The organism is Pseudomonas triclosanedens (genome assembly GCF_026686735.1).
GTDB classification, from domain to species: Bacteria; Pseudomonadota; Gammaproteobacteria; order Pseudomonadales; family Pseudomonadaceae; genus Pseudomonas; species Pseudomonas triclosanedens.
Genome location: NZ_CP113432.1, coordinates 2,818,467 through 2,832,071 on the forward strand (window position 1 = coordinate 2,818,467; position 13,605 = coordinate 2,832,071).

The 13,605-nt window shown below is 64.6% G+C and carries 13 protein-coding genes; 5 read left to right on the forward strand and 8 right to left on the reverse strand.

What is annotated here, in order from left to right:
* Positions 1–113 precede the first annotated feature (113 nt).
* The 8 genes from paaA to paaF all read right to left on the reverse strand — a co-directional run bounded on the left by paaA (position 114) and on the right by paaF (position 8,245).
* Positions 114–1,106: a 1,2-phenylacetyl-CoA epoxidase subunit PaaA gene (paaA, locus tag OU419_RS13155; RefSeq protein ID WP_254474534.1), complete on the reverse strand. Its 993-nt coding sequence runs from the start codon at positions 1,104–1,106 to the stop codon at positions 114–116.
* Positions 1,107–1,455: 349 nt separating this feature from the next.
* The gene (locus OU419_RS13160) at positions 1,456–1,809 is read right to left on the reverse strand and encodes a DUF1428 domain-containing protein (RefSeq protein WP_254474532.1); all 354 of its coding nucleotides are present in this window, start codon (positions 1,807–1,809) and stop codon (positions 1,456–1,458) included.
* A 172-nt stretch (positions 1,810–1,981) separates the two neighbouring features.
* Positions 1,982–3,301: a phenylacetate--CoA ligase PaaK gene (gene paaK / locus OU419_RS13165; RefSeq protein ID WP_254474530.1), complete on the reverse strand. Its 1,320-nt coding sequence runs from the start codon at positions 3,299–3,301 to the stop codon at positions 1,982–1,984.
* Positions 3,302–3,476: 175 nt separating this feature from the next.
* Positions 3,477–4,682, reverse strand: a complete 1,206-nt coding sequence (pcaF, locus tag OU419_RS13170; RefSeq protein WP_254474604.1) for a 3-oxoadipyl-CoA thiolase — start codon at positions 4,680–4,682, stop codon at positions 3,477–3,479.
* Between the two features lie 5 nt (positions 4,683–4,687).
* Entirely contained in the window at positions 4,688–5,128 is a 441-nt protein-coding gene (gene paaI, locus OU419_RS13175; RefSeq protein WP_254474528.1) for a hydroxyphenylacetyl-CoA thioesterase PaaI, read from the reverse strand.
* Positions 5,121–6,638: a 3-hydroxyacyl-CoA dehydrogenase PaaH gene (gene paaH, locus OU419_RS13180; RefSeq protein WP_254474526.1), complete on the reverse strand. Its 1,518-nt coding sequence runs from the start codon at positions 6,636–6,638 to the stop codon at positions 5,121–5,123. The genes paaI and paaH overlap by 8 nt, the downstream gene beginning before the upstream one ends.
* 3 nt (positions 6,639–6,641) lie before the next feature.
* Positions 6,642–7,433 carry a 2-(1,2-epoxy-1,2-dihydrophenyl)acetyl-CoA isomerase PaaG gene (gene paaG, locus OU419_RS13185; protein ID WP_254474524.1) on the reverse strand — a complete coding sequence of 264 codons (792 nt, stop codon included), beginning with the start codon at positions 7,431–7,433 and terminating at the stop codon, positions 6,642–6,644.
* A 38-nt stretch (positions 7,434–7,471) separates the two neighbouring features.
* Positions 7,472–8,245: a 2,3-dehydroadipyl-CoA hydratase PaaF gene (paaF, locus tag OU419_RS13190; RefSeq protein WP_254474521.1), complete on the reverse strand. Its 774-nt coding sequence runs from the start codon at positions 8,243–8,245 to the stop codon at positions 7,472–7,474.
* A 375-nt stretch (positions 8,246–8,620) separates the two neighbouring features.
* Here paaF and paaY point away from each other — a divergent pair, with 375 nt between their 5' ends.
* From paaY to OU419_RS13215, 5 genes are all read left to right on the forward strand, one after another.
* Positions 8,621–9,220, forward strand: a complete 600-nt coding sequence (paaY, locus tag OU419_RS13195) for a phenylacetic acid degradation protein PaaY (protein ID WP_254474520.1) — start codon at positions 8,621–8,623, stop codon at positions 9,218–9,220.
* Positions 9,221–9,297: 77 nt separating this feature from the next.
* On the forward strand, positions 9,298–10,221 hold the full coding sequence (gene paaX / locus OU419_RS13200) for a phenylacetic acid degradation operon negative regulatory protein PaaX (protein ID WP_254474515.1): 924 nt from the start codon (positions 9,298–9,300) through the stop codon (positions 10,219–10,221).
* Positions 10,222–10,372: 151 nt separating this feature from the next.
* The gene (feaR, locus tag OU419_RS13205) at positions 10,373–11,290 is read left to right on the forward strand and encodes a transcriptional regulator FeaR (protein ID WP_254474512.1); all 918 of its coding nucleotides are present in this window, start codon (positions 10,373–10,375) and stop codon (positions 11,288–11,290) included.
* A 296-nt stretch (positions 11,291–11,586) separates the two neighbouring features.
* The gene (locus OU419_RS13210; RefSeq protein WP_254474510.1) at positions 11,587–11,991 is read left to right on the forward strand and encodes a c-type cytochrome; all 405 of its coding nucleotides are present in this window, start codon (positions 11,587–11,589) and stop codon (positions 11,989–11,991) included.
* 16 nt (positions 11,992–12,007) lie between these two features.
* Positions 12,008–13,498 carry an aldehyde dehydrogenase family protein gene (locus OU419_RS13215; protein WP_254474508.1) on the forward strand — a complete coding sequence of 497 codons (1,491 nt, stop codon included), beginning with the start codon at positions 12,008–12,010 and terminating at the stop codon, positions 13,496–13,498.
* Positions 13,499–13,605 lie beyond the last annotated feature (107 nt).

Consider the following 13,605-nt stretch of genomic DNA (forward strand, 5'->3'; position numbering starts at 1 on the left):
GTCGGCAGAATGTCGCCGGAGCATCTCCGGGCGTGCTCATTTACAACCGTAAACTCCGCGCCCGTGCCTGTTTCCGCCTGGTTCTGCCCTGGCTCGCCAGCTCAGAGGCGGAATTAGGCTGCGGCTTTCTTCTGTTGTTGTTTGCGGGCATAGGCGACCGCGGCTTCGCGGACCCAGGCGCCTTCTTCGATGGCCTTGCGGCGTGTGGCGATGCGCTCGGCGTTGCACGGGCCGTTGCCCTTGAGCACTTCGTAGAATTCTTCCCACTGGATGTCGCCGAAGTCGTAGTGGCCGCGTTCCTCGTTCCACTTCAGGTGCGGGTCGGGAGCTGTGCAGCCGAGCAGCTCCAGTTGCGGCACTGTCTGGTCGATGAAGCGCTGGCGCAGCTCGTCATTGCTCTGCCGCTTGATCTTCCATGCCATCGACTGGGCGCTGTTGGGAGAATGCTCGTCGCTGGGCCCGAACATCATCAGCGCCGGCCACCAGAGACGGTTGATGGCGTCCTGGACCATGTCCTTCTGCGCCTGGTTGCCGTGGCGCATCATGGTCAGGAGGATTTCGTAGCCCTGGCGCTGGTGGAAGCTCTCTTCCTTGCAGATGCGGATCATCGCGCGGGAGTAGGGGCCATAGGAGGTGCGCTGGAGCACTACCTGGTTGACGATTGCCGCGCCATCCACCAGCCATCCCACCGCGCCCATGTCGGCCCAGTTCAGCGTCGGGTAGTTGAAGATGCTGGAGTACTTGGCCTTGCCCGAATGCAGCCGTGCCACTTCCTCGTCGCGGTCCGCGCCCAGGGTTTCCATCGCGCTGTAAAGGTACAGGCCGTGGCCGGCTTCATCCTGGATCTTCGCCATCAGTTGCAGCTTGCGCTTGAGCGTTGGCGCGCGGGTCACCCAGTTGCCCTCGGGCAGCATGCCGACGATCTCGGAGTGGGCGTGCTGGGAAATCTGCCGGATCAACGTCTGGCGATAGGCGTCGGGCATCCAGTTCTTCGCTTCGATCTTGATCTCGGCATCGATCTTCTCCTGGAAGGCGCGCTCTTCGGGCGACATCTCGTCCAGCGTCTTCACGCGCTTCACGCCGGTCTCAACCAGTTGTGCGTACATGCTGTGTCTCCAGCCTTTCTTCTGATTCGTGGGTATGGCCTTGGCCTTGGTGTATTTTTAAATGATACAGAAATTAATGTCTAACAATAATTGGTGTGTCGTAATTGATTTTGCATAGCATTGCCGGAGCGAGGTGAATTCGGATTCGCAGAAATTCGCAAAAAAGTCAGCTTTAGATGGATTTTAGTAGCGTAATCGTGGAAGTTTCTGCGCGGAGCGGCTTCGGTTCAAAGGTGCCGATTGCCGCCATTGAGACGATAAAGTGATACGTTAGGTGTCTTTTTTGATGAGAGCGTGTTTTTGTTGCGCAGGGGCGGATGCCGGCGGGCATCGCCCCTGCCTGGTGCGATCAGGCGTCTACCAGCACGCGGAAGCCGCCGAAGATCATGCGCTGTCCGTCGAACGGCATGTTCTCGAAGTCCGGCTTCATGCGCGGGTCTTCCATGCTTGCCTTCATTCCGGCATCCCGCGCTTCCTTGCTGGCCCAGGTGATCCAGGAGAACACCACGGCCTCTCCTTCCTTGAGCTGTACCGCGAGAGGGAAGGACGTCACCTTGCCATCCGGTACGTCGTCGCCCCAGCACTCGACGACGCTGAGCGCGCCGTGCGAGCGGAACACCTGTGCAGCCTTGCGCGCGAGTTCGAGGTACTGCTCGCGCCTGGCCTCGGGTACGGGTACGAGAAAGCCATCCACATAGGTCATCGTTCATCTCCTGCCAATCGGCGAACGGCAGGATGCCGCCGCCTTTGAGGGGTAGTCGAAGCGCGGCGGCGGAGATCGACAGGTTCGGGTGGCAGGGCGACAGGCGGCTGCGCGCATGGAGGCGGTGAATGAAAAAGCCCCGCCGAGGCGGGGCTTTCCAGTACGCAGGGGGTCAGCTCTTCGGGCGGTTGTCGTACACGTGGCAGGCCTTGCCTTCGGAGCGCTTGAGGCTGTGGGACGGCTGTACCAGGACGCGGGCGCTGACGCCGATGTGGGTCTTGATCTGCTTGCCCAGTTCGCTGCCGATGGCTTTCTGCTCATCCGCCGACATGGCTTGCAGGTCGTGGCGCAATTCGACGTGCACATCGATGCAGTCGAGGTTGCCGTTGCGGTGCAGGTGGATCTCGTAGCACTCGGCCAACTGCTTGATCTTCAGCACTTGCTCCTCGACCTGCGTGGGGAACACGTTTACCCCGCGGATGATCAGCATGTCGTCGCTGCGCCCGGTGATCTTGTCGATGCGCCGCATCGGCCGCGCGGTGCCCGGCAGCAGGCGGGTCAGGTCGCGGGTGCGGTAGCGGACCATCGGCAGCGCTTCCTTGGACAGCGAGGTGAACACCAGCTCGCCGTACTCGCCGTCGGGCAGCACGGCGCCAGTCGCGGGGTCGATGATCTCGGGGTAGAAGTGGTCTTCCCAGACGGTCGGGCCGTCCTTGGTCTCGGAGCATTCCATCGCCACGCCAGGCCCCATGATTTCCGAGAGGCCATAGATGTCCAGGGCGGTGATGCCCATGCGCTCTTCCACGGCGCGGCGCAGCTCGGCGGTCCAGGGTTCGGCACCGAAGATGCCCAGGCGCAGCTTGAGGCTGTGCGGGTCGACACCCTGGCGCTCGATCTCGTCGGCGATGTTGAGCATGTAGGACGGGGTGACCATGATGATGTCCGGCTGGAAGTCGCGGATCAGTTGAACCTGCTTCTCGGTCTGGCCGCCGGACATGGGGATCACGGTGCAACCCAGGCGCTCGGCACCGTAGTGCGCGCCCAGGCCGCCGGTGAACAGGCCGTAGCCGTAGGAGACATGTACCTTGTCGCCCTTGCGGCCACCGGCGGCACGGATGGAGCGGGCGACCACGTTGGCCCAGGTGTCGATGTCGTTCTGCGTGTAGCCGACCACGGTGGGCTTGCCGGTGGTGCCGCTGGAGGCGTGCAGGCGCACGATCTCCTCCTGGGGCACTGCGAACATGCCGTAGGGGTAGTTGTCGCGCAGGTCGTTCTTGCCGGTGAAGGGGAATTTCGCCAGATCGTCGAGGGATTTCAGATCGTCCGGGTGCACGCTGGCATCGGCGAAGCGCTTGCGGTACAGCGGAACGTTGTCGTAGGCGTGCTTGAGGCTCCAGCGCAGACGGTCCAGCTGATGACGGCGCAGCTCGTCGATACTGGCGGTTTCCATCGGGTCAAGCAGGGCACGTTCGGCATCATGGTACATGTTCATGGGTTCACTCGATTTGTTCTTGTGCGCCGGCCCGGTGCAAGGGCCGTGAGTGTCATGGGAGCAGGATAGCGCCCCCGTTTGCCGGGAGTTTTGAAATCCTGTCAGAGCCCTTGCTCCGGCTGCCAGTCAGAGCGTTTCGCGACTGGCGGTACAGGATTCGAAAGTTTCCCTGTTGCTAGATCCGCTCGATGATCAGGGCGATGCCCTGGCCGACGCCGATGCACATGGTGCACAGGGCGTAGCGTCCGCCGCGCTCTTCCAGTTCGTGCAGGGCGGTGGTGACCAGGCGTGCGCCGCTCATGCCCAGCGGGTGGCCAAGGGCGATGGCGCCGCCGTTGGGGTTCACTCGCTCGTCGTCGTCCGCCAGCCCCAGTTCGCGCAGTACGGCGAGGCCCTGGGCGGCGAAGGCTTCGTTCAGCTCGATCACGTCCATCTCGTTCAGCGACAGGCCGGCCAGTTCCAGCACCTTGTGCGTCGCCGGCACCGGGCCGATGCCCATGATGCGTGGTTCGACGCCGGCGGTGGCCATCGCGACCACGCGGGCTCGGGCCTTCAGGCCGTGGCGCGCGGCGGCAGCCGGAGTTGCCATCAGCAGGGCGCAGGCGCCGTCGTTGACGCCCGAGGCATTGCCGGCGGTGACGCTGCCGCCTTCGCGGAAGGGCGTGCCCAGCTTGGCGAGCTGTTCCAGGGTGGTGTCGCCGCGCGGGTGTTCATCCTGCTCGACCAGCTTGGCCGGGCCCTTGCGCTGGGGAATTTCCACCGGGACGATTTCCTTTGCCAGGCGGCCATTGGCTTGCGCCGCGGCGGCCTTGTGCTGGCTGCGCAGGGCGAAGGCGTCCTGGTCGGCGCGGCTGATATTGAACTGTTCGGCGACGTTCTCCGCGGTTTCCGGCATCGAATCGATGCCGAACTGGCTCTTCATCAGCTTGTTGACGAAGCGCCAGCCAATGGTGGTGTCGAAGATTTCCGCGCTGCGGCCAAACGCCTGTTCCGACTTGCCCATGACGAAGGGTGCGCGGGACATGGATTCCACGCCGCCGGCGAGCATCAGTCCGGCCTCGTTGCAGCGCAGGGCGCGGGCGGCACTGCCCACGGCGTCCAGGCCCGAACCGCACAGGCGGTTGAGGGTGGTGCCGGGCACGGACACCGGCAGGCCGGCCAGCAGTGAGGCCATGTGGGCGACGTTGCGGTTGTCTTCGCCGGCCTGGTTGGCGCAGCCGAGGATCACGTCGTCGATGGCGCTCCAGTCCAGTTCCGGGTGGCGCTGCATCAGGGCCTTCATCGGGATCGCCGCGAGATCGTCGGTACGCACGCCGGACAGCGCGCCGGCGTAACGGCCAATGGGCGTGCGTACGGCGTCGATGATCAGGGCGTCGGTCATGTCGCTCATTCGGATGTCTCCTGCGCCAGCACGGTGCCGCGCACTTTGTAGGATTTGCCGTGGAACAGAGCGATCAACCGGCCCTGGGAATTCTCGATGCGCACGTCGTAGTTGCCGGTGCGGCCGTTGCGGCTCTGCTCGAACGCACTGGCGAACAGTTCGTCGCCTTCGCGCGCGGGCGCCACGTAGTCGATGTTGCAGCCGATGGCGACGGTGGCGTCGTTGTAGCTGTTGCAGGCAAAGGCGAAGGCCGAGTCGGCGAGGGCGAACAGGTAGCCGCCGTGGCAGGTGCCGTGGCCCTGGATCATGTCCTCGCGCACGCGCATCGACAGTTTCGCGCTGCCAGGGCCGGCATCCAGCAGTTGGATGCCCATGCGTCGGGTGGCCTGGTCGCGCTCGTACATGGCCTCGGCGCAGTCGCGTGCCAGTTGGGTGGGGTCAGTCATGGAAGGTTCTCCTCTCGGCGTGCAAGCGGCGCAGCAGCAGGGAAGGGCGATAGCGGTCCTCGCCATACGCGGCATTCAGGTTGTCGAGCACCCGCAGCAGGTTGCCGATGCCGATCTGCTCGGCCCAGGCCAGCGGACCTTGCGGGTAATTGACGCCGGCGCGCATGGCAAGGTCGATGTCGCCGGCGCTGCCCACGCCGTGCAACACCGCGTCGGCGCCTTCATTGGCGAGCATGGCGACGGTGCGCAGCACGGCGAGGCCGGGTGTGTCGCTCAGACGGCTGGTGGTAATGCCGGCCTTGGCCAGCAGGGCGACGACCTGGTCGAGCGCTTCGGGGCTGGTATCCGCCGAAGCGGAAATGCCCAGGCGCGAAGCCTTGCTGTAGCCCAGCGCGAGGTCGATCAGCACCAGGTTGCGCAGGCCGTCTTCCCTGGCTCGCTGGCTGGCGAGGCGACCATCGGAGAGTGCCAGCACCGCATCGCCCACGCGCAGCAGGCCGCTGCCGGCGCGTTGAGTGATCTCTATGCCGGCGTCTTTCAGGCGTTGTACCAGTGGTTGGGCGACGCCCAGGTCGCCTTCCAGTACACATGGAGCGATGCTGGCAGCGCTGCTCAGGCTTGCCGGCTGCGGGCGCTCGGCGCCTTCGGCGTAGTCGTAGAAGCCGTGCCCGCTCTTGCGACCGAGGCGACCGGCATCCACCAGTTCTTTCTGGATCAGCGATGGCTGGAAGCGGAAGTCGCCGTAGTAGGCGGCGAACACCGAGCAGGTGACGGCGTAGTTGACGTCATGGCCGATCAGGTCGGTCAACTCGAAGGCGCCCATGCGGAAGCCGCCGGCATCGCGCATCAGCGCATCCAGCGTCGCGCAATCGGCTGCGCCTTCCTGCAGCAGGCGCAGGCTCTCGGCGTAGAACGGGCGCGCCACGCGGTTGACGATGAAGCCGGGGGTCGACCGGGTGTGGACCGGCTTTTTGCCCCACGCCACTGAGGTGGCGTACAGGCTGGCGGCCACCGCCGGATCGGTGGCCAGGCCGGAGACGACTTCCACCAGGGCCATCAGCGGCGCGGGGTTGAAGAAGTGCATGCCGGCGACGCGCTGCGGGCGCTTCAGGCCGGCGGCGAGGCTGGTGATCGACAGCGAGGAGGTATTGCTGGCGAGGATGCAGTTCTCACCGCACAGCGTTTCCAACTGTTGGAGCAGGCTGCGCTTGATCTCCAGGTTCTCGACGATGGCCTCGATCACCAGTGCCGAGTCGGCCAGTGCCTCGATGGATTCCACCGGCTGCAGGCGCGCGGCGATGGCACCGCGCGCGGCGGCGTCGAGCTTGCCTTTCTCCACCAGGCGGCCGAGTTGGCGGTCGATGCCGTCGATGGCCTGGGCGGCTGCGCCGGGGCGGTTGTCGTGGAGCTTGACCGGATGGCCGGCCAGGGCGGCTACCTGGGCGATGCCGGCTCCCATCGCGCCGGCGCCGATCACCGCGACTTTTGCGTCTTTCGAAAGTGCGCTCATCGTTCAGCGGCCCTTGAAGCTGGGGGTGCGTTTTTCCATGAAGGCGGAAACGCCCTCTCGGTAATCGTCGCTGCGTCCGGCCAGACGCTGCAGGTCGCGTTCCAGCTCCAGTTGCTCGTCGAAGCTGTTGTTCAGGCTGGCATTGAGGCTGCGCTTGATCAGGGCCAGGCCGTAGGTGGGCTGAGTGGCCAGGTGGCGGGCGAGCTTGAGGGCTTCATCGCGCAGGCTGGCGTCGTCCACTACCTGGTAGATCAGGCCCCATTGCTCGGCCTGCTCGGCGGACAGGCGATTGCCCAGCAGTGCGAGCGCCTTGGCGCGGGCCATGCCGACCAGGCGCGGCAGGGTCCAGGTGCCGCCGGAGTCCGGGATCAGGCCGATCTTGCAGAACGCCTGGATGAAGCTGGCGGAGCGCGCCGCCAGCACCAGGTCGCAGGCCAGCGGAATGTTCGCGCCGGCGCCGGCGGCCACGCCATTGACCGCGCAGATGACCGGCAGCGGCATGTCGCGCAGCGCGCGGATCAGCGGGTTGTAGAACTGTTCGATGGACTGCCCGAGGTCGGGCATCTCGGCGCCAGGGGCGACGTTGCGGTCGGACAGGTCTTGCCCTGCGCAGAAGCCTCGGCCTTCGCCGGTCAGCAGCAGGACGCGGGCTTCCGGGCTCTGCCTCGCCAGCATGAGCGCTTCGCGCACCTCGCTGTGCATGGCGGCATTGAAGCTGTTGAGCTGTTCCGGGCGGTTCAGGCTGAGGAGGGCTACGCCGTCCTCGATGGAAAACAGGATGTGTTCGAAGTTCATGGGCGGACTCGCTCCATCTATAGGCGGAAACAGGGGGATCAGCAGCCCTGGTAGGCCGGTTTGCGTTTTTCCTGGAAGGCGCGGATGCCTTCGTCGCGGTCGGCGGTGCCGGCCAGCAGGGTGAAGGCGTGGCGTTCGAAGCGCAGGCCGCTGGCCAGGTCGGTGTCCTGGGCCTTGAGCAGAGCTTCCTTGGCCAGGCGCACGGCTAGCGGTGCCTTGGCGGCGATGCTGCGGGCGACCGCAAGGGCACGCTCGACGGTGAATTCGGGTTGGGTGACTTCGCTGACCAGGCCGGCGCGCTGGGCATGGCGGGCGTCGATGGCTTCGCCCGTCAGCACCATCTGCATGGCCAGCGGCTTGCCGACCGCGCGCAGCAGGCGCTGGGTGCCTCCGGCGCCTGGCATGATGCCGAGGTTGATTTCCGGCTGGCCGAAGCGGGCGTCGTCGCCGGCGATGAGGATGTCGGCGTGCATGGCCAGTTCGCAGCCGCCGCCCAGGGCGAAGCCGTTGACCGCGGCGATCAGCGGCTTGGAGAAGGCGGCGATGCGTTGCCAGTGGCTGACGCGTGGATCATTGAGGATGCCGACCAGATCGCGCTCGGCCATCTCCTTGATGTCGGCACCGGCGGCAAATGCCTTGCGGCTGCCGGTGAGCACCACGACCCGGACTTCCGGGTCCCGCTCGGCGGCGTCGAGTTCCGCCGCCAGCTCGCCGAGCAGCTCGGTATTGAGGGCGTTGAGCGCTTCCGGGCGCTGCAGGGTGATCAGGCGGACGCCGGCTTCAGGTGTATGAACGGCAAGGGTGCGAGACATGGCATCGTCCTCAGGCTGCACGCGCGGCTTGGTGGCCGGCTTGTATTGGAATTGTGGGAGATGGCGTGGCCATTCTCCGGCCTTCCCCCAGTATAGGCTTGAAGTGATACATAAATTCAATATTAAAAGTTGGATTACGTGTCTTAATTGTTTCTGTCGTTGCCAGCCGGGTGCTCGCTGTTCTGCTTCCGGCTCTCAGGACTTCCAGTATTCATGGGCCTGTGCGCATTTTTTGACTGGACTTCTTTCCGCGCATGAAGCGATACGTCGTAATTTTTCTGGCTGCATCTTTCTTTATGTGATACAAGATTTTCATGTGTTCTGATCGTCTTGTGTGATGATGCCGGGGCCAGCCCGGCATCTCGGGAGAAACAGATGCCTTGCTATAGCCTCGAGGGCGTGCGCCCGGTGGTGCACCCGACTGCCTTCGTTCACCCCACGGCAGTGCTGATCGGTGACGTGATCGTCGGCCCCGGCTGCTATGTCGGCCCGCTGGCGGCGCTACGCGGCGATTTCGGGCGCATCGTCCTGGAGGAGGGCGCCAACCTGCAGGACACCTGCGTTATGCACGGCTTCCCCGACAGCGACACGGTGGTAGAGCGCAACGGTCATATCGGCCACGGCGCGGTGCTGCACGGCTGCCGTATCGGCGAGGACGCGCTGGTGGGCATGAATGCAGTGGTAATGGACTACGCGCAGATCGGCGCACGCTCCATCGTGTCGGCGGCGGCGTTCGTCAAAGCCAAGTTCGAGTGCCTGCCGCAGAGCCTGGTGATGGGTGCGCCGGCCAGCGTCAAGCGCAGTCTTAGCGACGAGGAGATCGCCTGGAAACGTCGTGGCACGCAGGAGTACCAGGCTTTGGCCAGGCGCTGCATCGCCAGCCTGGTGGAGTGCCAGCCGCTCGCCGAAGTGGAAGAGCAGCGTTCGCGCCTGGGCGATTCCGGGTTCCGGCCCAAGCCGGGGCAGGGCGTATGAGTACTGGGGTTCGCTCCAATGGCCAGGCGATGCGACGGGCAGGTATAGTCGGCGCTCCCTCGACTGCCAATCGTGCCATGACCGCTCTAGCACCGCTGAATCAACTGATTTCCCGCTTCCAGGAACAGACGCCGATCCGCGCCAGCTCGCTGATCATCACGCTGTATGGCGATGCCATCGAACCGCATGGCGGTACGGTCTGGCTCGGCAGCCTGATCAGCCTGCTGGAGCCCATCGGCATCAACGAGCGGCTGATCCGTACCTCTATCTTCCGGCTGACCAAGGAAGACTGGCTGACTGCCGAGAAAGTAGGCCGACGCAGTTACTACAGCCTGACCGGCACGGGGCGGCGGCGGTTCGAGAAGGCATTCAAGCGGGTCTACAGCTCCACGCTGCCGGCCTGGGATGGTTCCTGGACGCTGGTGATGCTGTCCCAGGTAGCCGCCGACAAGCGCAAGCAGGCTCGCGAGGAGCTGGAATGGCAAGGCTTCGGCGCCATTTCGCCGACGGTGATGGCCTGCCCGCGTGGCGATCGCGGCGATGTGCTGGCGACCCTGCAGGATCTGGACGTAGCGGACGACAGCATCATCTTCGAGACTCGCGCCCAGGACGTGCTGGCATCGCGGGCAATGCGCCTGCAGGTGCGCGAAAGCTGGAAGATCGACGAGCTTGCGCAGCATTACAGCGAGTTCATCCAGTTGTTCCGCCCGCTCTGGCAAGCGTTGCGCGAAGAGGATCAACTGCGCCCCGAGGACTGTTTCCTCGCGCGCACCCTGTTGATCCACGAATACCGCAAGCTGCTCCTGCGCGACCCACAATTGCCCGATGAACTGTTACCGGGCGATTGGGAGGGGCGCGCGGCGCGACAGTTGTGCCGCAATATCTACCGGTTGATCTACGCCCGGGCCGAGGAATGGCTGAACCGCAACCTGGAAACGGCTGACGGCCCGCTTCCCGATGCAGCGGAGAGCTTCTACAAGCGTTTCGGCGGGCTCAACTAGGGAATTGGCGTGAAAAATGCCTCTTGATCCGTTGCAGTGCGGCGGAACCGGAAACGGCGCTCCTGCGAGCGTCGCGATCCGCGGGTAACGATACGCTCGAAGAAGCGGTCGCTGAATAACAACAAACAATGCGTGTGAGGCTTTGCAGGTCATGAATTCTTCATCGACATTGAGGGAAGATGCTTTCGAGGCGTGGCTGGGGCAGGTCAACCGTGCGTGCGGTCGCTTCGATGCGCGCACTCTCGGTCCTCAGTTTCACGGAAAGCTGCGGGAGTACCAGGGTGGTGCGATCAAACTCAGCGTGGTCGACATGGCTCAGGTGCACCTGTACCGGACCAGCAAGGAAGTTGGCGCAAGCGCCGGCGGTCACTACTACGCGGTGTTCCAGCTCGAGGGACGTTCGCGCCTCGAGCAGAACGGCAACCGGGTGGAGCTGTCGCGCGGCGACATCACCCTGATCGACGCCAGCCGGCCCAGCGACATGACGTACCTGGAGAAGTCCCGCCAGCTTTCGCTGATCCTGCCACGCCAGGTGATCGAGCGCGGCCTGCGGGTCTCCGAAGTCAATTGCGCCTCGAAGATTTCCGCCAGCTCGCCGGTGGCGGTGCTGGCCAATCGGCTGATCGTCGAAACCAGCCACCAGGAAAGCCTGGGTATGCTGGAAAGCGAGGCGACGCTGGATGCGCTGGTGACGCTGCTGCGCCCGGCGCTGGCCAGCCACGATATCGAGCAGGACAGCCATGAGCGTATGTTCCGCAAGGCCGTGGCCTTCATCGACGAGCACATCGGTACCGATGAGCTCTGCCCTGAGCTGATCGCGCGCGAGGTGGGCATTTCGGTGCGCGGCCTGTACCGCATGTTCGCCAAGAAGGGCCTGGTGGTGGCGCAGTACATCAAGAACCGCCGCCTGGATTTCTGCGCCGAATCGCTGCGCAACGCCCATTTCGAGCAGAAGCTGTCGGCGCTTGGCTATGCCTGGGGCTTCTCCGATTCGAGCTACTTCTCCACGGCATTCAAGGGCCGCTTTGGCGTGTCGCCCGGAGAGTACCGCAAGCGCTACGCGAACTGATTCGCGTCGATGGCCGGCGATATCCGTGAGTGACGGATATCGCTGCGCTCCAGTCCTTCCTGCGCTGTCGCCCGCCCATACCTTCGCCTGAACCCTCTGCCGGGGATGTGCGCAAGCATGCCCAGGCCGTCTCGCGCCGCTTTCGTGCCATGACGGTCGCCACCCGATTTCCAACCTGGCACTCCCGCCAATACAACTGGCATGCAGGAAAAGCCCTGTCCGCCTGCCAGTGGTAACAATCATCCTCGAATCCGTGCGCCATCCGGCCACGACGCTGTACTCGAAGGTGATTTTCGATGTCCCGCAAGATGCTCAAGTTCGGCGCTGCCAGCCTGCTGCTGGCTGGCGCGCTCCTGCAGCCAGTCCTGGCGTTCGCCACCGACTGCCCCGCCACTGATACACAGAAGGGTGAAACGGTCTTCGCCCGCGACTGTTCGATCTGCCACACGGCCAAGGCCGACGGCCTCGGAATGATGGGGCCGAACCTGCATGGCGTGGTCGGTCGCATGGCCGGCTCGCTCGCTGGCTTCAGCTACTCCCAGGCGATGCGCAGTAAAGGCGCGGCCTGGTCGCAGGACAACCTCGACGCATTCGTCAGCAAGCCCCAGGCCGCCGTGCCGGGAACCTACATGCCTTTCGCCGGACTCGCCGATGCGGCCGAGCGGCGGGCGCTCACCTGCTGGCTGAGCCAGCAGCACTAATCCTTCAGGAGAGACCATGAACGTCATTGAAATCCTGCCCAAGGTTGCCGACTTCCTGCAGCGCAAGCATGGCTGCTTCATCGATGGAGCCTGGGTGGCCTTCGAGGGTGCGCGTACCGATGTGCTCAACCCGGCCACCGGCCAGGCGATCTCCAGCGTCGCCGATATCGACACCGCGCTACTCGATCGCGCGGTGAAGTCCGCCCATGACTCGTTCAAGTCCCGTGTCTGGGCCGACCTGCGCCCGGCAGATCGCGAGCGCATTCTGCTGCGCTTCGCTGACCTGGTGGAAGCCAACGGCGAAGAACTGGCGCAGTTGGAAACCCTCAGTCAGGGCAAGTCGATCAATATCTCGCGGATGCTGGATGTCGGCGCCACCGTCGAGTTCATGCGCTACATGGCGGGTTGGGCTACCAAGATCGAAGGCCAGTCGCTGAACGTCTCCATCCCGCTGCCGCCCGGCGCCAGGTTCACCGCGTACACGCGCCGCGAACCGCTTGGCGTGGTGGCTGGCATCGTGCCGTGGAACTTCCCTCTGATGATTGCCGTATGGAAGTTGATCCCGGCGCTGGCCACTGGCAACAGCGTGGTGATCAAGCCTGCTTCGGAAACCCCGTTGACTGCACTGCGCCTGGCCGAGCTGGCCTTCGAGGCCGGCGTTCCGGCCGGCGTGTTCAACCTGGTGACCGGCGATGGCCCGCGCATTGGCGGCGGCCTGGCCAGCCACAAGCTGGTGAACAAGGTTTCCTTCACTGGTTCTACCGCCGTTGGCCGTAGTGTCGGTCTGGCTGCCGTGCAGAACATGACGCGTTTCGCCCTGGAGCTGGGCGGCAAGAACCCGATGGTGATCCTCGCCGATGCCGACATCGACAAGGCCGTCCAGGGCGCACTGCTCGGTGGCTTGCTGAACAATGGCCAGGTGTGCGCCGCCGCTTCGCGCTTCTACGTGCATCGTTCGCGCTACGACGAATTCGTCGAGAAGCTGGCCGCGGCTGTCGCCGGCATGAGCCTGGGCGAAGGCATGGACCCCTCTGCGCAAATCAACCCGCTGGTATCGCGCAAGCAGCAGCGCAGCGTGCTCGACCATATCGCCCGTGCCGGCCAGCAGGGCGCGCGCATCGTCTGTGGCGGCCAGGATGTCGGCGGCGACGGTTTCTACGTGCAGCCGACCGTGCTGGCCGACGTGACCATGCAGATGTCCGTGGCCCGCGACGAAGTGTTCGGCCCGGTACTGGCAGTGCTGCCGTTCGATGACGACGAGCAGGCCATCGAGATGGCTAACGACAGCGAGTATGGCCTGGGCGCGAGCCTGTGGACCAACGACCTCTCCAAGGCGATGAACCTGGTGCCGCGGATCGAGTCCGGCACTGTGTGGGTCAATGCCCACGTGTTGCTCGATCCGAGCATGCCGTTCGGCGGCGTCAAGCAGTCGGGCATGGGGCGCGAGTTCGGCCGCGCGGTGGTTGAGGCCTATACCGAAATCAAGTCGGTGTGCATTGCGCACTGATCGATAGAGAGCAACACCCTCGTTTGTACGGGCCTTCGGGCCCGTTTTTTTTGCGTCAATCTGTGGGTTGATTGCCCGCCCAAGCCGGCTTCACCGCGTGATGTCTG